Below are 20609 nucleotides of genomic sequence, written 5' to 3'. Positions count from 1 at the left end.
AAAGGTGGAATCTATATGGCACAACCGATTTCATACATCAAAAAACGCGAGCTGACGGAAGAAGAGCTGAAGCAGCAGTCGCTGGAGCAGCTGACGGATTCGATCGCCGAGCATGAGCTGGCGCTGGAAAAAGCCATCGGGGTGCTTAGCGAGCTGCACGACAGCGGCATTCTGGAAGCGGCTGAGTCACTGCTGAAGGCCAAAGCCAAAGTGGCCGAAATCGTCCTGGGCCAGGCCACCCGGCCGGAAGTGACGAACATGATCAACAACGGTATGGCCGCCGCCGGCGCCCTCGCCGCTATCGATCCGGAGCAGACGGCGAAGTTGCTCGGCAGTGTGGCCAAGGGCCTGGAGGAAGCCAATCAGCCGCAGGATAAAAAGGTGACGGTCTTCTCCCTCATGAATGCGCTGAAGGATCCCGACGTGAACCGGGCGATCGGCTTCGGGCTGCGGTTTCTGAAAGGCATGGGCAAAGGCCTGGGGAATGAGTCAAGTGAGAACAATCGATGATCGTAAGCCGATAAAAACAAACGGATAGAAGTAGCAAGATGAAATAGACCCTTTGCGGGAGTGCCGCAAAGGGTCCTTTTCGTTTTTGAAGTTTCAATAATTCAAAGGATAATTCTTTCGTTGCCGAGCTTAATCTTGCCATTCGTATAATATTACATATATTTACAAATATAAATACATCATTGATAATATAAGTGTTTTAACGCCTTTGCCAAAAATGCTTGATGGCGTGCGTGATCTACAGGATCGTCAACCCAGAGCCATTGTTCACATCATATAAAAAGAGGGGAAATTGTGTATTTACTCGCATGGATTATATTAATCATTACCGGTTTAGTGTCCGTAGTTCATATTTTATTTGGATTAGCAGATTTAGGTGAAGAAATGAAACTGGTGGTTAAAATTTCACAGTTTTTATTCTTTTCTTCGTTGTTATTTATTGTGATTCGAATCCCTCGGCCTTGATTCTCCTAAACTTTTGAACCGCTGGTTCCCTCTTCGTTCGATAATGATCCTCTCCCTGCATGGAAATACGTATTCAATTAGGAGGTGACGTCCCTTGAACCTCGCTCAAGCTTTGGGCTTCCCGCCGGATGAGCGGCTGCTGATCATCAATGCGGATGACTACGGCATGTGCCACTCGGCCAATGCGGGCATCCAGCTGCTGCTTGCCGAAGGGGCTATTTCCTCGGCAACGATCATGATGCCGTGCCCTTGGGCCAAGGAGGCCGCCAAGTGGGCGGCCTCGCGCCCGGACGTGGACGTCGGTGTCCATCTGACCTTTACCAGCGAGTGGGACACCTACCGCTGGGGGCCGGTCACACGCCGGCAGACGGTGTCCTCCCTCATTACGAATGAGGGATACTTTCCCCGCGACTGCCGCACGGTGGAGACCAGGGCCCAGGCAGCCGAGGTGCACGCCGAAATCATTGGCCAAATCCGGCTCGCCCGGCGCATGGGGCTGAATCCGACCCATCTCGATAATCATATGGGTAGCCTGTACGGGTTGGAAACGGGGCGGGATTTCCTCTCACTCGTCCTTGGCGTCTGTGCGGGAAACGGTCTTCCGTTTCGGCTGCCAAGGCATATTCCCTCTTCACTCCAACTGCCTTCCGCCGCCCGGCGCATCCATAAGGCACGGGTCCGTGAAGCGGACTCTTTAGGGGTCGTCATTCCGGATCACTTAATCCAGCTGCCCTTTTCTCTGCGCCCGGGAGAAACATACGAAGCCTTCAGGGAAAGCGTGGCGGATGCGCTGTGCTCGCTCCAGGCCGGAGTCAGCGAGCTGTATATCCATCCGGCCGTCATTACGGATGAGCTGATGGCCATCCATCATGAGTGGCTGAAGCGCGGCATGGAGCTGCAAGTTTTCCGCGATCCCTGGATCCGCGAAGTGATGCGAAGCCAGCGCATCCGGCAAATCTCCTGGCGCAATCTGCAGCAGCTTCAGCTGCGCAGGCGGCGCCAGAATCCGTAAGTCCTGGCCTGCCGGGTGTGCGGGGACGGGGCATACAAACGGCGTTCATCCGCCCCGGACGAAGCCTTTTACCGAAAAATGGACAAAAAAATAGACCCTAGTCCCGTGCCTAGGGTCAATTCATATATAAAAGGGGTATGAGTGCATTATATGAGAGTTTTCTTAAAAACACCTGAAAATTACCTTCAGAATACATTAAAATTCAAGGCAATTCTATCCAAATGGCCGTTTGGCGCCGCCACTGGAATGGATAGCGGCTAACAATCCTTAGTGTTTTAGATCAGCGCATCAATGGCCGATTCCAGCTCCAGCGGACCGACCGGTGTCTCAAACCGCTCCACCACCCGTCCTTCCCGGTCAATCAGGAACTTGGTGAAGTTCCACTTGATATCGTCCCCTTCCAGCAGCTCAGGCTGTTCCTTCTCAAGGAACGATTGCAGCATTTTCCCTTCGGAATTGTCCGTACTGATCCCCTTAAACGGAGCCTTCTCCGTCAAGTAAGCAAACAGCGGATGCTTGTCTTCTCCGCGCACATCCACCTTCTCAAACATCGGAAAGCTCACGCCATAGTTAATTTGGCAGAACGTATCGACTTCCTCATTGCTTCCAGGCTCCTGCTCGGCGAACTGGTTGCTTGGAAATCCGAGCACCTTGAATCCCTTGTCACCGTATTTCTCGTACAGCTTCTGCAGGTCGGCATACTGCGGGGTGAACCCGCATTTGCTCGCCGTGTTCACAATGAGAAGCACGTCCCCCTTATATTCCGAAAGTTCCTTTTCCGCGCCGCGAATGCTGTTTGCTGTAAAATTATAAATACTCATGGTCTCATCCTCCACCTTAATTATATTTTATAAAATTAAATTGTACACAATTTATATATCGAATGTACCACCATCTTTTCCGGAAAGCAAGCTCTTTTTGCTCCGTCCGCGGCATGTTATTCTCAGGGTATCTCCAAAGCGTCGGCTAATATTTTCAGAAAAATGGGTAAATTAACAAAGATGAACCCGATTCCGGTGACGGATACGGACAATTGCTGTGAGAAGGAGTGACGCGAGGTATGAAACTTTCCGGTAAAGTAGCGGTCATTACGGGCGGTGCCAGCGGGATCGGACAAGCCACCGCACGTCTGTTTGCCCAGGAAGGCGCCAAGGTCGTCGTGGCCGACCGCTCGGAAGCGGGCCAGGAAGTGTCCGACCATTTGAAAGAAAAAGGGTACGACTCGATTTACGTCCGGGTGGATGTGACCAAGGAGGAGGAAGTCCAGGCGCTGGTGGAACGGACCGTGCAGGAATACGGAAAACTAGACATTATGTTTGCCAATGCGGGCGTGGCCAACGATGAACCGGCCGATCAGCTGTCGCTGGACAAATGGCAGCGTACGATCGACGTCAATCTGACAGGCGTCTTCCTGTCGGATAAACACGCCGTAGTCCAAATGCTAAGACAGGGTACCGGGGGTGCGATCATCAACTCCGCTTCGATCCACGGCCATGCGGCCAAGGCGGGAGTTACCGCTTACGGCTCGGCCAAAGGCGGCGTCGTGCTGCTCACCCAGACGCTCGGCATTGAATACGCCAAGCATGGCATCCGGGTGAATGCCGTTTGCCCGGGTTATATCGATACGCCGCTGCTAAAGGCGCTTCCGCCGGAAGCCAAGCAGCAGCTCGTGGAGCTTCACCCGATCGGCCGGCTCGGCACCGCGGAAGAGGTAGCCAAATCCGTCCTGTTCCTGGCCAGCGACGACTCCTCGTTCGTGATCGGAACGAGCCTGATGGTAGACGGCGGATACACCGCCCAATAATGCCCACGGCAAGTATAAAAGAAGCGTCCTGGCGGCATCGCTGCCGCCGGGACGCTTTTTTTCATGCTCAGCTTCCTCTATTACCCACGATCCTGCTCTACTTTCAGCCTGTGGCCGATCGGGGTTTCGCCCGACTTTTTGCCTTTCACATGCCATAGTCCCGGCGTATCCCGCATCCCGCTGACTTCGACCAACACAGGCCGCTGTGGAAACCCGCTCACCCGCAGCCATAAACGGTTGCCGTCGACGGCCCTCTGCTCGATGGTGATGCCGGCCAGCGGTCCAGCCTCCGTGTTCTCCTCCGCAAAGAACAGCACCGTCCCCAGCGTATCCGGATCTATCCGTTTGTTGAACGAAACCGTCAGCTCCTGTTCTCCGCGCATGACGGCTTTCACAGGGACAGGCGGTTCGTCATACATATACCCGCCGAGATGGTATTCGTACGCCGTCCACGTATCGTAGCCGAGCTCGTAAACCGTGTTCTGGAAGTCATTGAGCCAGCGCCGGTTCTTCACCATGCTGCTCCGGGAGCCGATGTCAGCCTGAATGCCAAGGGGAAGTCCGGGATAAGCGGCCCGGATCGGTGCGGCGAAGCTTTCGTATCCTCCCGCGTACTGCGGCGGCAAATGGCGCTTCATCCAGTCCGGCCAGTGGGTTTGAAGCACGTGCATATCCGGCCGGACTTTCCCGATCATCGAAATCGCATCCAGCCCCTGCCATTCCTTCAGCCGGAGGGTGGATACCGCTCCGCCGTCAACCGCCAGCGACCAGGTCGCTACGGCAATATCCGGGCGGACACTTCTTGCGCCTCCGCTGCCGTTTATAATTTCATCGATGAGTCCGTTCACGGCGTCCACGCGGAAAGTAATCCATTTGCCGTAGATGTCAGGTATCTTTTTATAATAGTTAGCCGCCCGCTTGTTCAGAAATTCGGGAATATCATGGCCGTACTTATCCCGGAACGCTTGCTTCGCGTGGGGGCCGACGTCGCCGTATACCCCTCTGCGGATGCCGTCCCATTCCGGAAAATAGGGCTCGGCGATCTCAATGCCGTCAAACGGATGGTCCAGTAGGACCCGGGCGACCGCTTCCTTTTTCCATTCCATGTAAGATGCCGAGAACGGAGAAAACCGTTCAAAGCCGTCATTGAGCTCCTTCAGCAGCCCCATCCGCCAGGAACGCCATTCCCGTGGGAGATGTTCAGTGGCGAACGTTCCGTTCCCGATTACAAGCGCCCATACGGCAATATCCCGGGCGTGAAAAGCCTCAATGATGTCCGTTCGGACCCTGCTCTCGTTCACGACAAAATAATGCACCGTCCGGTAGCCGGACAGCTCGATCTCTTCGGCGATGCTCTCGGCAGAGCGGTCCGCATAATAAGGAAACAGCGGGTCGATTTGAATGCTGGGCCCTTCCAGCGCCCATGGTCTTGATATCACCCTGCTCTCGTTCATGGTTCCTCCTTTCGCAAATCTAAAGCCGTCTTTGCTGTACCTGCGTAAAACGGCCTGTGATTCTCTTCAAAAAATCGAAGCACCCGCCCAGCTCAGGGCATACAATGCAGTAAACGTTCATCGGAGGGATCGAAGTGCTGCTCACGAAGTTTAAAAGAAATATAACCCTGCAGGAGCGTCTTGCCAAATTCACCGGGCATCTGGTGGAAATCAACGGCGCAGGCCTGGGTCTGGAGCCGGGGCGGCTGCAGCATGTGTATAAAAGCAGCTTTATCCGCGTTCAGGGGGAGCTGTTCGTTCCGCTCAGCCTGCAGACCATCCGCGTCTTTGACGTCAAGCCGCCGGCGGTATTCCGCCGCGTCGGAATCCGGACGGTATTCCAGTCCGGCAAAGCCTTTTCCAACATGAAGCTGGTGCTCATCGGTTCCGACTTCATCGAGGTGCAGGCCAAAGGGAAATCGCCATCCCGAATTTTATTTCCCCTGAATCAAGTCGAAGGAATCTTTCCGGTCTGATCCGCGCTTACCTTATTGTACATCTTTGAACCGGAAAATGCCCAGACACTGCGCTTTGGGTTCTGCCCAGCCATTTTGGCGTTTTATTTAAGGTATGCTCTATTTCTTTCCATAAAAACCGCACCTATACCCTCATTTTTACAGACCCTGCAGCTGCAGACGACGGCCTCTTGACTCCCCTTATCAGCAAACCAAAAACCGGCCGTTATACATAACGGCCGGTCGTTTGCGCCTCATTTTAAAAAGGCTTGCTGACCATGAAGTACAATATGAAAACCGGCAGCAAGGTGGCAAGGATGCCGAAAACCGCCCAATACGCCGACAACTTCTTGTAAGCTGCGGAGATCGTCCCGTTTTCGAGCGCCTGCCGGCTGAGCCGGATCATTCCCCGCTGCAGCGGGATTAGTACGGCCAGCCACAGCACGCCGGTGATCCCGAACAGGATTAGCGAAGCCGTAAGCCAGTTCAGACCGGCCAGCGAATAGCCGCCTTTGGCGGCCATCAGGCTCCCGGTGACGATCAAGAGCAGCAGCCCGGGCAGCGTAAACGCATAATCGGCGAGCATCACGTTGTTCGCGGTGCGGTGAATCTCCGCGGCATCGCCCCGGACGTCGGCGCGGACTTTCCAAAAAGCAGCCGTAATGATGTTACCCAAGAAAAGCACGCTTCCGGCAATATGCAGAAACAGGAGCAGCGTCATGACGTCGGAGCACCTCCTTGACGGTCCGGCCGCAGCGTCCGCATAATCAGCTCCGAAAACTCCTGAATGCCGAACCCTGTGCTGCGAACTCCGATCAGGCTGCGCATCCGCAGCCCGAAGGAGAGCAGCTCAAACAGCTCCGCCGCCTGGTCGGCATTGACCGATGAAGGGATGACTCCGGACTCCTGGCCTGTGACGATCCACCTCTTGGACGTGGCGACCGCCTGACGGTAAAAGTCCGCGACGATGCCGGCCGCTTCCGGCTGATCGCTTTTCCCGATCAAATACATCATGATGAGGTTGCTCACATCTTCCCGGCTCTCCAGCTTGGGCAGACTCTGCGCGATCGCATTCATGGGCCCGTCAAATTCCTTTACGGCAGGGGCATCCACCGCGTCCATGAAGCTCGTATTCGTCTCCTCCAGCTTAGCCTCGAGCACCTTCACGAACAGTTCATCCTTGCCGGATACATAATGGAAAATGGCACCTTTGGACAAGCCGGATCTTGCCATAATATCGCTGAGCGTCGTCTTGTTGCAGCCCTTCTCCAAAATGAGCTCCTCGGTTGTATCCAGCAGCAGTTTCATCGTCTGCTCGCGTCTTTCTTCCTGTTTCATCTCCATCCTCCTCCTGATTTAGTTCCAATCCGTCATGCCCATGCTCCCGGAGGGAACCAGCCCGCAGCGAGTACGGCAGCCAAAAAAACGACCTGAAGCACGGTTCGCGGGACAAGCGGCATCACCGCTCTGCCGTCCAGAGTCAGACGGTTATTCGCCGCGTATACGTTGGCCGGAAACATGGCCAGCAGCATCAGTGCGAGCCCGGTGGATGCCGCCCCGGCCATGATCGGAATCATCATGCCGACGGCGCCGGCGATTTCCAGCCAACCCGTCAGCGTAACCAACGCGCCCGGCTGCGCAAACCGCGGCGGTACCATGGCGACCAGCTCCGCGCGGCGTTTGCCCCAATGGGCCGACGCGGTCAGCAAAAACATGACGGCTATCGCAAACCGCAGACTGATGATCCAGTCATTCATATACTCCCAGCCCAGCCATCCCATCAAGCGAAACCCTAACAGCGAAACGATTAATCCAATCAAAGGAGCCATTTTCCTCACCTTTTCTCTTGTTTTGTTAGCTCCATTATAAATACCGACCATCGGTTTGTAAATAGGGTTACTGTAAATATTTTCAACGAAAAAAGGCTGGTGCATTAAGCATCCAGCCGCTGCAGCACAGCCAGCACGGTCAGATGCAGCGGATAAAACGACCGCCACACCCACGCCCTAACTCTGGCCTGCTCGATCTTTTTCCATAAATAAGGCCCGTATACAATCACCAGGGTCGGTACGATGCTCAGCATCTGCAGAACAGCCCCTGCTCCGAATGCTATCAAATACAGTATGTTCAGCAGCAGATGGGCACCCAGCAGCTTCTCGGAGGAAGCATATCGGAAGGCAAGCACCAGCAGCAGGCCGTATGCTCCGTAATCAAACGGGAACCCTTCCATCAGAACGCAAAAGGCCAGAGTGATCCCGGCTTTGGCTGCCAAGGACAGATTGCGCTCCAGAATTTGCAGGACGGCGGCTGCCACAAACAGCGTAACGACCACGTTCAGCCCGTCCGGGTCCAGAGCCAGCTGGTATGGAATTTGGGAGAGCAGAGCCAGTATAAACAGCCTGAATAAATATTTGGTCCGGCTTCGGGTAAAATAATGTCCCTGTACGAGTGCATAGGCGTAAATCGGAAATGCGATCCTTCCGATCACCCTCAGCCAAATTTGATCCGGAAAAAACACGATCCCTGCATGATCGATCAGCATGGTCAGCATGGCGATCAGCTGCATGTTCTTCCTCCTTTCGGATAACCCGTAGGCTTCATTCCTCATGCGTTAATTGTACTTGAGATGCAGGATGGTTTTCAAAGCTGATGTGTACCCAAAAACTTGCCTGTATCTGTTATGATTATATTCGTGGATAGACGAACTTTTGAATGACCTTCCAAGGAGGAGAACAGCTTGAACTTTCATCAACCAATCGAACGTATAAATACAGATAGTTTTAAATGGGACGACCTGAAGCGGATCTTCGGCGTGTCCGACGTCCTTCCGATGTGGGTAGCTGACATGGATTTTGCCGCACCCGACTCGGTCATTTCCGCGCTGAACAGCCGCGTAGAACACGGGGTATTCGGCTATACGATGCAGTCTGATGCGTATAATCAGGCCGTAGCGGACTGGATGAAGAGCCGCCATCGGTGGTCCATCGACAAGGAATGGATCGTCTTCTGCCCGGGCGTCGTGCCCGCCCTCAGCTTCATCGTGCAGGCTTTTACCGAGCCGGGAGACAAGGTTGCCATCCAGACGCCGGTGTACCCTCCTTTTCACAGCGTCGTCACCGATCACGGCCGGGAGCTGGTGCAGAACCCGCTGAAGGAGCAGGACGGGTATTACACGATGGACCTCGAAGCGCTCGAGCAGAGCCTTGACGATCAGGTCAAGCTGTTCATCCTGTGCAGCCCGCACAATCCGGTCGGCAGAGTATGGCGGCGCGAAGAGCTGGAGGCGGTTGCGAAGCTCTGCATGGAGCGCGGCATTCTGATGGTGTCCGACGAAATCCATGCGGACCTGGTTTATGAAGAAGGGACCCATATTCCGTTCGCCAGCTTGTCCAAGGAGATTCAGGAGAACTGCATCATTTGTACTGCGCCGAGCAAAACGTTTAATATTGCCGGGCTGAATACTTCGAATATCATCATTCCGAACGATTCCATCCGGCGCCGGTTCAAAAAGACGCTTGAGCTCTATCATGTCAATTCGATCAGCACGCTCGGCAGCGCAGCTACCCAAGCCGCCTACAATGACGGCAAGGCTTGGCTGGACGAAGCGCTGGTGTACATGAAAGCGAACATGGAGTATGTGAGTGAATATTTGGGCGAACATATTCCGGAAATCAAAACCCGGGTGCCTGAAGCGACGTACTTGATGTGGCTCGATTTCCGCGCACTGCAGATGTCACCCGACGACCTGGAACAATTTCTGCTGAACAAAGCCAAGCTTGCCCTGAACAAGGGTTCTGCTTTTGGCAAGGAAGGCGAAGGCTTCATGCGTCTGAACATTGCCTGCTCCCGCTCCCTGGTCGAGGAAGCGATGAAGCGTCTTGACCAGGCGGTCCAGGAATGGCGCAAGGAGCAGCAGCAACAGCAGCAGCAGCAGCCGGTATAAGCAACCGGTGTAATAGAAGCGTCATGCTTCCCCAAATAGGCATTAGACTAGGCTAAAAGCTTGGTCCGAACAAGCGGCAACCGGCTTGCGTAGGCTTCCCGTACAGGGCAGCATTCGCTCCGGGAGCCGCTTTTTTCATGCTTCCGTTTTAGAGCCGCCGCTCAGGCTGCTTCGCAATCCCCTCTTCCCTCCCCTTTTGAAAGAAATCAAACAAAATCGTAAGATTCACATCTCGAAGCCGGCAGCGCCAACCTTTTATGATGAAGTTGAACGTACCGACAGCCATAAGTACCGCTCTATCCGGAGGTGATTTATGAATCATTCTGCACAAGTTGTCCTGATCACGGACGCAGACACTCCTGTTGGCAGAGCCATGATCCGGCGTTTTTCGGCCGGCGGCGCCCATCTCGTGCTGAACAGCGCATCCGGCGGCGCCGAGGCGGCGGCTGATATCGCTGCAGCCCGGGCCGCAGGCTCGAACGTCATCGTGGCGAGCCTCGACCTGAGCGTCGGAGCCAACGCGAACCAGTTGGTCGAGACCGCGGAGCGGGAACTCGGCGGACTGGACGTCCTGGTCCACAATAACGATCTGCTCGCCCCCGCTTCCGTCGAGACCTGTTCGGAGGCGCTGTTTCAAGAAGTGATGCATGCGAATGCGAAGTCCGCCTTTCTGTGCGCACAGGCCGCAGGAAAGGCGATGGCATCCCGGCAGTCGGGCTGCATCGTCTTTGTTTCGTCGATCCATGCCGAGAAGCCGACCGGATCTTCCTTTGTCTACAGCGCGTCCAAGGGAGCCGTCAAAATGCTGGCGAAGGAAGCGGCACTGGAGCTCGGCCGGCACGGCATCCGCGTCAATACGATTGAGGCGGGGCCGGTAGAAGGCGATGATGAACGCTTCCACAGCAGGCTTACGACGCTCTATCACAGCTACGAAACCAAGGTGCCGAGCGGGCAGCTGGGAAGCGCTGAGGATATCGCCCATGCCGCAGGCTTTCTCGCCTCCGCGGAAGCCCGCTACTTGAACGGCGCAGATCTCCGGCTGGACGGCGGTTTCCTGCTGCACTACATGGACCATAAAATGAAACGGCCAAAGGGAGGCGATTCGCCATGAGCATGGCAGGCAAAGTCGCCCTGGTGACGGGAGCGGGAACCGGCATCGGCCAGGGGATTGCGCTGGAGTTCGCACGCAGAGGCGCAAGCGTAGCGGTCCACTATAACCGCAGCGAGGCAGGCGCCCTTGAAACGAAGCGGCGGATCGACGAGGCCGGCGGTGACTGCTTCATCGTTCAGGCGGACGTGGCCAGGCAGGACGAGATTATCGCGATGGTAAGGGAGGTCGAGCAGCGCGGCGGGGGCATCGACATTCTGGTCAACAATGCCGCCGTGCAGCTGAACTACGACCTGTTCAAGCACGATGAGGAGACGTTCAGCCGCATGATGAATACGAACGTGAAGGGCTACTGGCAGTGCATTCAGGCCGTCGTTCCGGCCATGAAGCAGAAAGGCGCCGGCCGCATCATTCTCATCTCTTCGGTGCATTCGAAGCGGCCGACCGATTTCGATCCCGTCTACGCGATGACGAAAGGTGCGATCCGGATGCTGGGAAGGGAAAGCGCCATCGAGCTGGCCCCGTACGGCATCACGGTGAACATGATCGAGCCGGGAGCCGTCGACGTCGGCAAATATGAGCGCATTTTAGCGGACGATCCCGATGCACAGAAGAAGCTGGAGGAGCGGCGCAAGCGCCAGCTGGTCAAATTCCCGATGGGACGCGTCGGCGTCCCGCTCGATGTCGCCAGGCTTGCCGCCTTCATCGCCTCGGACGAAAGCGAATATTTGACGGGCTCCGCCATCCGTCTGGACGGCGGGAGCATGCTGCTGTAACGAACCATCCAATAGGGGGAGTGATTTCATGATTAACAAAGAGTCTTACGAGCAAACTTTGGCCCATGTAAGCACCGCTTCGAGACCCTCGGAGCTGAAGATTACGGACATCCGCTTCACCGATATCGTCGGGGGGCCTTTTCACAGCAGCCTGATCAAGGTGTATACCAACCAGGGGCTCGTCGGCTTCGGAGAGGTCCGCGACGGCGCGGACAAAGTATACGCCCTCATGCTGAAGAGCCGCCTGCTCGGCGAAAACCCCTGCAATATCGACAAGCTGTTCCGGCGGATCAAGCAGTTCGGCGGCCATGCCCGCCAGGGCGGCGGCGTCAGCGGAATCGAACTCGCGCTGTGGGACCTGGCCGGCAAAGCCTACGGGGTGCCGGTCTATCAAATGCTTGGCGGCAAATTCCGCGATAAAATCCGCATGTACTGCGATACGGAGGTCGTCGGCAAGGATACCGGCAAGGCGATGGGCGAAGCGCTGAAGAAACGGATGGACGCCGGCTTCACCTTCCTGAAGATGGACCTCGGCATCGGACAGATCATCAATGAGCCAGGCACGCTGAGCGCCCCGCTCGGTTTCCTGGAGGAGATGAGGGAAAAATCGAAGCGCCGCTACAATCAGAACTTCGACGGATTGTCGGAAGACGAGCTGCGGGAAATTACGAACCGCCACTACGATATCTACAACATCCCCCATCCCTTAACCGGCATTCATGTCACGGAAAAAGGACTCGACATGCTCGAGCAGTACGTCGCGGACGTCCGTTCCGTCATCGGCTACCAGGTGCCCCTCGCCATCGACCATTTCGGCCATATCGGGCTTCAGGACTGCATCAAGCTGGGCCGGCGCATCGACAAGTTCAACCTGGCCTGGATGGAAGACATGATTCCTTGGCAGTACACGCAGCAGTACGCCCAGCTGTCCCGGGCCGTCACTACTCCGATCTGCACAGGCGAGGACATCTATCTGAAGGAGAATTTCAAACCGCTGCTCGAAGCGGGCGGCGTCTCCGTTATCCATCCCGACGTCCTGACTACCGGCGGCATTCTGGAGACGAAGAAAATCGGCGACATGGCCCAGGACTACGGCGTCGCAATGGCGATCCATATGGCGGAGAGTCCGATCGCCTGCCTTGCGGCCGCCCATGTCGCCGCCGCGACCGAAAACTTCCTTGCGCTCGAATACCATTCCTGCGAAGTGGATTGGTGGGATGACATCGTCATCGGCAGCAGGCTGCCGGATAAACTCGTCCAGAACGGGTACATCACGCTGACGGATGCGCCCGGTCTCGGCATCGACGATCTGAATGACGAAGTGCTGGCCGAACATGTCCACCCGGAGATCGGCGGAATCTGGGAGTCGACCGACCAGTGGAACAAGTTTTATTCCAACGACCGGCTGTGGAGCTGACGGCTGGCGGCAATACGAACCACCCGCACGGAGGAACGCTGTGCGGGTGGTTTTTTCTCGTATGGATGACGACAGGTAGACGCGTGAAAGGACGCTGATCTCCGACCTCCCTTTCTTTTGATCCCCCTTTGTCGACGAAAGGATGCCTCGTCAAAACGAAAAGGCACGGATAGGAGGGATCCGTACCTTGATAATTATTGATCTTTCTGTTTGGCAATGGACGAAGCTTAAGACGTCACCGAAGCCCGGCTCATCTTGGCCGCCGCTTCCATCAGTCCGGTGATATAGCCGACGCCGTACAGGCGGCCGAGCAGCTCATATCCCGGGTTCGTATTGTCCTCGCCTTCCATCGTCGGGACATGGTCCGGTCTCGCCGGCCCGTCGAAGCCGACCTCGTAATAGGTCTTCATCGCTTCGAGCATATCCGTCTTGCCGTCGTCGTGGAAGGTCTCCTCGAACTTCTCCGGCGTGCCCTTCACGTCACGGAAGTGGACGAAGAACAGCTTCTTCTGGCCGGCGAACTGGCGGATGACCGCAGGAATGTCCTCGCCCGCCGTCGCCAGCGTTCCTTGGCACATCGTCATGCCGCTGTATGCGCTCGGCACCAGATCGATCGCCCGCTGCAGCGCGGCCGCGCTCGTCAGAATCCGCGACACGCCGCGGATCGGCGAGATCGGCGGATCGTCCGGATGGAGCGCCAGCTTCACCTGCGCGGATTCGGCGACGGGCACGATTTTTTCCAGGAAATAGTGCAGGTTCTCCCACAGCTGCGCCTCAGTGACGATGCCGGCCTCCGTCAGCGGGGCATCCGCCATCAGGCTGTGATCGTAGCTTGATACGAGCGCCCCGCCGCGCGTGCGGGTTGTCGTCGAGGTGCGGAACCAGTTAAACTGTGCCATGAAGTTGTAGCAGAGCACAGGAATGCCGGCGGCGCCCATGTTGACGATGAACTGCTGAAAAATCTCGATCTCCTCGTCGCGGCCGGGCGTCCCGAGCTTGATGTTGTTGCTCGGCGGCATCGATTCGATGACGGACAGCGTCAGTCCGAAGTCGGCGTACCGCTGCTTCATCCGGATCAGCGGCATCAGATCCCACGGCTTCTCCGACTTCTCTTCCCACGGCAGGCCGCCAACCGCATAGTTCACGTTCATCTGCTTCGCCAAATGCCACAGCCGGTTCGGCTGCGAAGAGAAAAATTCCGCCAATTGCATGGAATGAACACCTCTTTCTCATTAGCTTACTCATAAACATTAGGATATCAATTCAGGATAACAGCAGCACCGTCTCACGAACAGAGAAGCTTTTTCATGCGGCTCCCCGCCGATTGATATTGCCACCGCCCCGTGCTGTTTCCGGCTTAACGGTACATTAGGAAGATTCGTCACAAGGGTCGCCTTTCGGGAGCTCCACTTCCCAAAAGGCGCTGCTTCCCCGGCTCAGCTTCCTGCTTTGGCTGCCAGCTCCTTGCCGAGCTTGTCGATCTTGTCGAAGGCCTGCTCCAGGCTCTGCTGGCCGAACGTGACCGCGTCCATCTCTTTCTTGTAGGCGTCCACCCATTCCGTGAATCCGGGAGCCGGCGAGTAGAACGGCAGCGCTTTGTCGACGGACTGATCGTAAATTTCCTTGCCGAGCTTATCCTTCGCTTCCAAATTCGGCTCGAGCTCCTTGTAAATTTCCGGATTGATCGGAATGCCGCGGGTCAGTCCGAGTGTTTTTCCCGCATCCTTATCCGTCACGAACCATTTGACGAAATTTTTTGCCTCTTCCTTGTTCTTCGAATTGGCGCTGACACTGAGGAAAATAGTCGACTGTGCCCAGCCCCCGCCGGCCGGACCGGTCGGCATATTGACGACACCCACTTTGCCCGGCATCAGCTGCTCCAGCGCGCTGACCGAGCCGGTTGTCGCTCCACGGGTCATGACGACGCCGGAAGCCATCGGGTCCGCCTGCGGGTCGTTCTCCAGGAACGAGGCCGCCTGGTCCGCCGGGGGCACAATTTTGTCCTTGCGGAACTGTTCATAGGTTTGGTAGAACTTCATGAACAGGTCTTTATCCAGCGTGAACGTCTTGCCTCCGTCAGCCATGATCGGCGGCTTGCCCATCGCCGTCTGGTAGTAGTTGAAGCCGTCCCATGTCGTCGTGTCGCCGATCGGATACTTGCCTTCCGGCAGCTTGGCACGCGCATCCTTCGCCCATTGGAAAAACTCGTCGTACGTCCAGTCTTTATGCGGCAGCGGGATGCCGTATTTCGCCAGATCCTCCTTGTTGAAGGCGATCCCCTGCGCGTTCTGGCTGAGCGGAATGCCGTACAGCTTGCCGCCGATCTTCAAATTCTCGAGGACGCCTGGATCCACGATACCGGTCAAGTCGATATCGGACAAATCCTCCAGCTGCCCCCGGCTAACGTACTCCTGCAAATAGGCGGCGTCCATTTGAAGGACATCGGTAATCGTTTTCGATGCCGCCAGTGTCGGCAGCTTTTGCCAGTAGGCGTCCCAAGCCATGTATTCCGGCTTGAATTTTACGTCCGGATGCTGCTGCGTGTACAGGTCCAGCGCTTTTTTGGTCGCTTCGTGCCGTTCGTCTGGTCCCCACCACATGATGCTCAGCGTCTTTCCGCTGCCGCTTCCTTTTCCGCCGCCGCTGCAGGCCGTGATCGCGAAGAGTAGCGCCAGCAGGAGAGAGACCAGGCTCATTCGTCTCATGTTCATCATCTTCCGTTTCCCCTTTCGTTTTATATCAGCCATTTTTTTCGTGAAATCTTATTACGCAGCCAAGCTACCCTTTGAGGCCGGTCGTCGCAATCCCCTCGACAAAATGCTTTTGCGCAAACAAAAAGATAAGCATGGACGGGAGGACGGACAACAGCGACATGGCGAGCAGTTGTCCCCATTGGATATCGAACTGGTCGATGAACATCCGCAGCGCCAGGCCGACCGTAAACTTTTCGACCGAGCTGATGTACAGCACCTGCGCGAAGAAATCGTCCCAGCTCCAGATAAAGGTAAATATCGCGACCGTCATGAGCGCCGGCTTGATCAGCGGGAAAATGATCCGGAGGAAGATGCCGTACACCGACGCGCCGTCGATTTTCGCCGCCTCGTCGAGGTCCCGGGGAATGCCCCGGATAAACTGGACCAGCAGGAAGATGAAGAACGCTCCGCCGCCAAAAAAATGCGGCAGCACCAGCGGCACGTAACTGTCCACAAAGCCCAGCTTGTTAAAGAGGATATACTGCGGAACGATCGTTACCTGTCCGGGCAGCATCATCGTCAGCAGCAGGATGGAAAACCAGAAGCCCCGCAGCTTGAAGCTCAGCCGGCCGAAGCCGTAAGCGACGATGGCGGCGGTCAGCACCCCGCCGAAGACGTTGCCGACCTCCATCAGGAGCGAATTGCCGAAGAAGTGGGCGAACGTGTACTCGCTGGAGAAATGCCAGCCTTTGCTGTAATTTTCCCACATCGGCGTCTTGGGCCAGATCGTCGGCAGGCTGAGCTCTTCGGTCTTTTTCAGGGAAGCGCCGACCCACCAGATGACCGGGTACAGCATAAGAAGCGAGAACAAGGAGAGAAACAGATGATTCATTACCTTGGACTTCAGCTTCACTTCGTTCCCCCTCCTTCCGATTCGTAGAATACCCAGTAGCGGGATGCGGCGAAGTTCACGATGGTCAGGAGTGCGACTATGGCGAGCAGGATCCAGGCCAGCGCCGAGGCATATCCCATCTGGTAATGCTTGAACGCCTTCTCGTATAAATACAAGGCATACACGTAAGTGGAGTTGACCGGACCGCCCTTCGTAATGATAAACGCGGAGGTAAAGGTCTGAAAGGAGCCGATGACGCCGAGGATCAGGTTAAAAAACATGACGGGAGACAGCATCGGCAGCGTAATGCTGATGAACCGGCGGATCTTCGCGGCGCCGTCCACGGCTGCGGATTCGTACAGTTCCTGCGGGATCTGCTTCAGGCCAGCCAGGAAAATAACCATCGTCGAGCCAAACTGCCAGGTGTTCAGGAGAATGAGCGTGCCAAGCGAAGTGTCGGGATTGGAAATCCACCCTACGCCCTGGATACCGAACCAGGCGAGCACCTGGTTGATATAGCCGTCGAGGCCGAACATGTTGCGCCACAGGGCTGCCACCGCAATGCTTCCGCCGATCAGCGAAGGAAAATAGATGGCCGTCCGGTACAGGTTCATGCCTTTTAACTTCTGGTTCAGCGCCATAGCCACGAGGAGCGAGAAGAACAGCTTCAGCGGCACGGAGAACAGGACGAACAAAAAGGTGACGCCAAGCGATTTGGTAAAGGTCGAATCATTCGTAAAAATGTTGACGTAGTTTTCGGTTCCGACCCAGACCGGGTCTTCCAGCAGCGAGTAGTCGGTAAAGGACAAATAAAACGATTGGGCGATAGGCCACAGCGTAAGCAGTAAAAAGCCGATGAGCCACGGGGAAATAAAGATGTAACCCGCCAAATGGGTGTCCCCGGTCTTTGCGCGCTTTCGGACGGCGCGTCGGGTCTTTTCCGCTTCGGCTGTCGTTTTCGTTTCTGCAACCATCCTTTTCATTTCCTCCCCTCTTGCATTCCATCATCATAAAAATGATTGTAGTACTACTTTATTCGAAAGCGGTTTCATGATTAAAGGCGACGATTTTACGATAATGTTTGTTTTTTTAAAATCCGTCTGCGTCTCCCCCCGCTCAATTCAACTTCAGGTGGTAAAAATCAGATATGCTCCATTACGCCAATAACTTTCGATGTACATTTCAATGATGTTGGGTTACTTATAACGACAAAATTTAGATTTGTATCGTTCCAGGAGTTTGTTCACATATAACGAACAAAACTTTAGATGTGTATCGTTTCAGGAGTTTGTCCACTTATAACGAACAAAACTTTAGATTTGTCGTTCCAGGGGTTTGTTCACTGACAACGAACAAATTTCGATTTTGTCTTTCAAAAGGTGGACAAACGCACCTTATCTTTACTCTCCGTCCTCGTACCATATATCGGTTAGAATCTATATGTTGATGCAAGATGTAGAGACATCTGCATTTTAGCCGCCCGTAGAAGGATATAGTGCCGTGTCCATCTTTTATAAAACAAAACAAGAATATGTCCATTGGATAAGGACAAAGAAAGTACGAAAGCTAACAAAATGGGCAGTGAGGGGAAAAGACAGATTGATTTGAGGTTTGCGGAGTGCCGGGGAGCAGTTGATTGGTTTAAGATCTGGGGTGTGTCATAGAAAGGCTGTTTGGTTTATGTTCTGGAAAGTGTCATAGATAAGCCGTTTGGCTTGAGATCTGGAGTGCGTCATAGAGAAGCTGTGTGATGATCAGATGGATCAGCTCTGCTGAAAATTTATAAAGTCGATCATCTTAAGAAAGTCGCATCGACAAAACGGAATCCGTCCTTAACAATGGAATCAAGCACTAGGTTCGAAAGCATCCATTGATCGAGGAGGGATTTTGGAATGAAATTTGACAATCCGGAAGATATCATTCAGTTGACGCCGCAGTGGAAGGGTGAGCGGTTCGAGAACGGACGGCCGAAGGTGCCCGAAGACGTGCTGAGAAGAATCCGCAAAATTACGCTGGAAGAAGCGTGGGGGCCGCTCTGGCACCGTGGTTACAAATTCCAGTTTGAAGGCGACTTCAAAATCGTGCATCCCGACCAGGTCATGGTGGGACGCGCGGTCACCGCGGTCATGGTACCGCAGCGGCCGGATCTGCACGAGACGCTGCTGAACTACGGTCATGAACAGGAAGGACGAAGCGGCTTCTTTAACCAGTGGGTGATCGATTCCCTGGTTGAAGATGACGTCGTCGTCGTCGATATGTTCGACAAGGTCCACCTCGGCACCTATGTCGGCGGCAACCTTTCGACGGCCATCTCCACCCGCACCAAGCGCGGCGGAGCCGTGATCTGGGGCGGCATCCGCGATAATCAGCAGGTGTCCGAAATCAAGAACATTAACGTCTATTACCGCGGAAGCGACCCGACGGCCATCGGCGAAGTCACCATGGTGGGCATGAACGTGCCGACCCGGATCGGCAAGGCGATCTGCCTGCCGGGCGACGTGGTGCTGGGCACGCCGGCCGGCGTCATCTTCATCCCTCCCCATCTGGCCGAGCTGACGGCCGTGCAGGCGGAGAAATCGCAGGTGCGGGACATCTTCGGCTTCGTCCGGCTCAAAGAAGGCGTCTACTCCACTGCGCAGATCGACGCTTCCTGGACCACGGCGCTGTGGGAGGACTTCACCCAGTGGTTTGAGAGCGACGAGGCTGCCGCCGAGTATCGGCATCTGACCTGGGAGACCGAGCTTGAGGAAGCCCGAAAAAACGAGCTCGACGGTCCGCGGAGCGACGTGCGACTGTAGCGGGCTCACAACAACAAAAAAGGAAGCGGCTGAATGGCCTGCTTCCTTTTTTCGCTGCCTATTTGCAAATCGACTCCCGGTACTCGCTGGGGGAGACACCGACCTTCTTTTTAAAAATTTGGCTGAAATAACGGGAATCCTGGTATCCGACCTTTTCGGCGACCTCATAGTTTTTGTAATGGGTGGTCCGCAGCATGTCCTTGGCCTTGTCGATCCTGATTTCGGTCAAGTGCTCAATGAACGTCTTGCCGGTGTTCGTCTTGAAGAGCAGGCTCAAATAAGTCGGCGTAATGAACACCTTCTGCGCGACGCTCTGCAGCGAAGCATACTGGCATTCCTGCTCCATGTAATGGATGGTCTTTTTAATAAGGCTGCGGTGGCTCTCTTTGAGCGTGGGCGAGAAGACCTCCCATAGGCCGGTCAGAAACCGGGTGACGTAGCGCTTCAGTTCATCCAGCGTGCCGATCTTCACCAGCGACGTCGCTTCAAACGGCTTGTAAGCGCCTCCATTCCCTTCGTCGGCAATCACCCTTTTTTCGATACCGACCAGCATCCGGATTGTCAGCTCATACATGCTCGTCACGTCGATCGGGCCTTTCTCCAGCAGCGCGGCATAAAACTGGTCCACCGCTTCTGCGATCTCCGCCTCCGTAGCGGCCGAGCGGAAGCTGGCGTACAGCTTTCTCTCCTTCTCGGCCGGGTAGCGCCCGACCGGCTCCATCCGGCGGATTTCGCTGTAATGGATGATTTGGCCCGTCCCGCGGTAAAACTTGTTATTCAGTGCAGCCGAAGCCTGCCGGTAAGAAAGATGGATGTCGCTCAAGTGGCTGCATGGCTTCCCTACTCCAATGTTCACCGGATGGGGAAACCGCTGTTGAAGCATCGCTTGCACCCGGACCAGCACCTCTTTGGAAACCCAGGAGAACAGCAGTCCGATCCTCCCTTCCTCGTCCAGAAAGACAACGCTCCCTTCCGGCACACGCTCCTGAAGATCGGCGCGCATGTTCTCAAGATATGCCAAGCGGTCATGCTCATGGTCATAAGGAGCGGTCGGCTCCAATAACGCAATGGCGGGAAACGTATAGTACGGGTTCAGGCGAAGCCGGGACAGGCTTTCCTTCAGTTCCCCCTTCATATTCGCTTTGCCGGAAATGAGGTGCCTTAGCAGACGGTCCCTCATCCAAGTCATAACATCCTGGTCATCGAACAAGAAACGTTCATTTAACATGCTTCATTTCCCCTT

The 20609-nt window shown here is 55.4% G+C and carries 20 protein-coding genes; 9 read left to right on the top strand and 11 right to left on the bottom strand.

Going from position 1 to position 20609, the window contains the following annotated elements; genetic code table 11:
- Positions 1 to 15: 15 nt before the first annotated feature.
- A complete protein-coding gene (locus K2F33_RS14225) occupies positions 16 to 510 on the top strand; it encodes a helical membrane plugin domain-containing protein (protein ID WP_263882050.1) in 495 nt (164 codons plus the stop codon).
- Positions 511 to 1069: 559 nt separating this feature from the next.
- The gene (locus K2F33_RS14220; RefSeq protein WP_263882049.1) at positions 1070 to 1987 is read left to right on the top strand and encodes a polysaccharide deacetylase family protein; all 918 of its coding nucleotides are present in this window, start codon (positions 1070 to 1072) and stop codon (positions 1985 to 1987) included.
- A 275-nt stretch (positions 1988 to 2262) separates the two neighbouring features.
- On the opposite strand, the gene K2F33_RS14215 is transcribed toward K2F33_RS14220, so the two are convergent.
- Positions 2263 to 2808 carry a glutathione peroxidase gene (locus K2F33_RS14215; protein WP_076173656.1) on the bottom strand — a complete coding sequence of 182 codons (546 nt, stop codon included), beginning with the start codon at positions 2806 to 2808 and terminating at the stop codon, positions 2263 to 2265.
- A gap of 239 nt (positions 2809 to 3047) precedes the next feature.
- Between K2F33_RS14215 and K2F33_RS14210 the strand changes: the two genes are divergently transcribed.
- Positions 3048 to 3791 (top strand): SDR family NAD(P)-dependent oxidoreductase, encoded by a 744-nt coding sequence (locus K2F33_RS14210; protein WP_263882047.1) that lies wholly within the window; start codon positions 3048 to 3050, stop codon positions 3789 to 3791.
- A gap of 80 nt (positions 3792 to 3871) precedes the next feature.
- Here the strand turns inward: K2F33_RS14210 and K2F33_RS14205 are convergent, their stop codons facing one another.
- The gene (locus K2F33_RS14205; protein ID WP_263882046.1) at positions 3872 to 5245 is read right to left on the bottom strand and encodes an N-acyl-D-glucosamine 2-epimerase; all 1374 of its coding nucleotides are present in this window, start codon (positions 5243 to 5245) and stop codon (positions 3872 to 3874) included.
- A 134-nt stretch (positions 5246 to 5379) separates the two neighbouring features.
- On the opposite strand from K2F33_RS14205, the gene K2F33_RS14200 reads away from it, so the two are divergent.
- Positions 5380 to 5760 carry a hypothetical protein gene (locus tag K2F33_RS14200; RefSeq protein ID WP_240913397.1) on the top strand — a complete coding sequence of 127 codons (381 nt, stop codon included), beginning with the start codon at positions 5380 to 5382 and terminating at the stop codon, positions 5758 to 5760.
- A 238-nt stretch (positions 5761 to 5998) separates the two neighbouring features.
- On the opposite strand, the gene K2F33_RS14195 is transcribed toward K2F33_RS14200, so the two are convergent.
- The 4 genes from K2F33_RS14195 to K2F33_RS14180 all read right to left on the bottom strand — a co-directional run bounded on the left by K2F33_RS14195 (position 5999) and on the right by K2F33_RS14180 (position 8305).
- Positions 5999 to 6460, bottom strand: coding sequence for a DUF2269 family protein (locus tag K2F33_RS14195; RefSeq protein ID WP_263882045.1), 462 nt, complete (start codon positions 6458 to 6460; stop codon positions 5999 to 6001).
- A complete protein-coding gene (locus K2F33_RS14190; RefSeq protein ID WP_263882044.1) occupies positions 6457 to 7077 on the bottom strand; it encodes a TetR/AcrR family transcriptional regulator in 621 nt (206 codons plus the stop codon). The genes K2F33_RS14195 and K2F33_RS14190 overlap by 4 nt, the downstream gene beginning before the upstream one ends.
- A gap of 32 nt (positions 7078 to 7109) precedes the next feature.
- On the bottom strand, positions 7110 to 7568 hold the full coding sequence (locus tag K2F33_RS14185) for a DoxX family protein (RefSeq protein WP_263882043.1): 459 nt from the start codon (positions 7566 to 7568) through the stop codon (positions 7110 to 7112).
- 104 nt (positions 7569 to 7672) lie between these two features.
- Positions 7673 to 8305, bottom strand: coding sequence for a TraX family protein (locus K2F33_RS14180; protein WP_076173650.1), 633 nt, complete (start codon positions 8303 to 8305; stop codon positions 7673 to 7675).
- Between the two features lie 171 nt (positions 8306 to 8476).
- Between K2F33_RS14180 and K2F33_RS14175 the strand changes: the two genes are divergently transcribed.
- The 4 genes from K2F33_RS14175 to K2F33_RS14160 all read left to right on the top strand — a co-directional run bounded on the left by K2F33_RS14175 (position 8477) and on the right by K2F33_RS14160 (position 12983).
- Positions 8477 to 9682, top strand: a complete 1206-nt coding sequence (locus K2F33_RS14175) for a MalY/PatB family protein (protein WP_263882042.1) — start codon at positions 8477 to 8479, stop codon at positions 9680 to 9682.
- Between the two features lie 313 nt (positions 9683 to 9995).
- The gene (locus K2F33_RS14170; protein ID WP_089548500.1) at positions 9996 to 10793 is read left to right on the top strand and encodes an SDR family NAD(P)-dependent oxidoreductase; all 798 of its coding nucleotides are present in this window, start codon (positions 9996 to 9998) and stop codon (positions 10791 to 10793) included.
- Positions 10790 to 11566, top strand: a complete 777-nt coding sequence (locus K2F33_RS14165; protein WP_263882041.1) for an SDR family NAD(P)-dependent oxidoreductase — start codon at positions 10790 to 10792, stop codon at positions 11564 to 11566. Before K2F33_RS14170 ends, K2F33_RS14165 begins: the two co-directional genes overlap by 4 nt.
- A 28-nt stretch (positions 11567 to 11594) precedes the next feature.
- Positions 11595 to 12983 (top strand): mandelate racemase/muconate lactonizing enzyme family protein, encoded by a 1389-nt coding sequence (locus tag K2F33_RS14160; RefSeq protein WP_076173646.1) that lies wholly within the window; start codon positions 11595 to 11597, stop codon positions 12981 to 12983.
- Between the two features lie 227 nt (positions 12984 to 13210).
- Here the strand turns inward: K2F33_RS14160 and K2F33_RS14155 are convergent, their stop codons facing one another.
- From K2F33_RS14155 to K2F33_RS14140, 4 genes are all read right to left on the bottom strand, one after another.
- Positions 13211 to 14194: a mannonate dehydratase gene (locus K2F33_RS14155; protein WP_089548502.1), complete on the bottom strand. Its 984-nt coding sequence runs from the start codon at positions 14192 to 14194 to the stop codon at positions 13211 to 13213.
- A gap of 225 nt (positions 14195 to 14419) precedes the next feature.
- Positions 14420 to 15697 carry an ABC transporter substrate-binding protein gene (locus tag K2F33_RS14150; protein ID WP_244169371.1) on the bottom strand — a complete coding sequence of 426 codons (1278 nt, stop codon included), beginning with the start codon at positions 15695 to 15697 and terminating at the stop codon, positions 14420 to 14422.
- 64 nt (positions 15698 to 15761) lie between these two features.
- Positions 15762 to 16568, bottom strand: coding sequence for a carbohydrate ABC transporter permease (locus K2F33_RS14145; protein WP_263882359.1), 807 nt, complete (start codon positions 16566 to 16568; stop codon positions 15762 to 15764).
- Positions 16569 to 16585: 17 nt separating this feature from the next.
- On the bottom strand, positions 16586 to 17551 hold the full coding sequence (locus K2F33_RS14140) for a carbohydrate ABC transporter permease (RefSeq protein ID WP_084204072.1): 966 nt from the start codon (positions 17549 to 17551) through the stop codon (positions 16586 to 16588).
- Between the two features lie 909 nt (positions 17552 to 18460).
- On the opposite strand from K2F33_RS14140, the gene K2F33_RS14135 reads away from it, so the two are divergent.
- Positions 18461 to 19366 (top strand): RraA family protein, encoded by a 906-nt coding sequence (locus K2F33_RS14135; protein ID WP_076173644.1) that lies wholly within the window; start codon positions 18461 to 18463, stop codon positions 19364 to 19366.
- A 58-nt stretch (positions 19367 to 19424) separates the two neighbouring features.
- Here K2F33_RS14135 and K2F33_RS14130 read toward each other — a convergent pair whose 3' ends face one another.
- Complete coding sequence (locus K2F33_RS14130; RefSeq protein ID WP_076173643.1) at positions 19425 to 20594, bottom strand: helix-turn-helix domain-containing protein; 1170 nt, start codon at positions 20592 to 20594, stop codon at positions 19425 to 19427.
- Positions 20595 to 20609 lie beyond the last annotated feature (15 nt).

Source organism: Paenibacillus sp. PSB04, from assembly GCF_025809195.1.
GTDB lineage: Bacteria > Bacillota > Bacilli > Paenibacillales > Paenibacillaceae > Paenibacillus_AQ > Paenibacillus_AQ favisporus.
The sequence above is the reverse complement of the archived record's forward strand: the minus strand, read 5'-3'. Positions and strand labels throughout refer to the sequence as shown.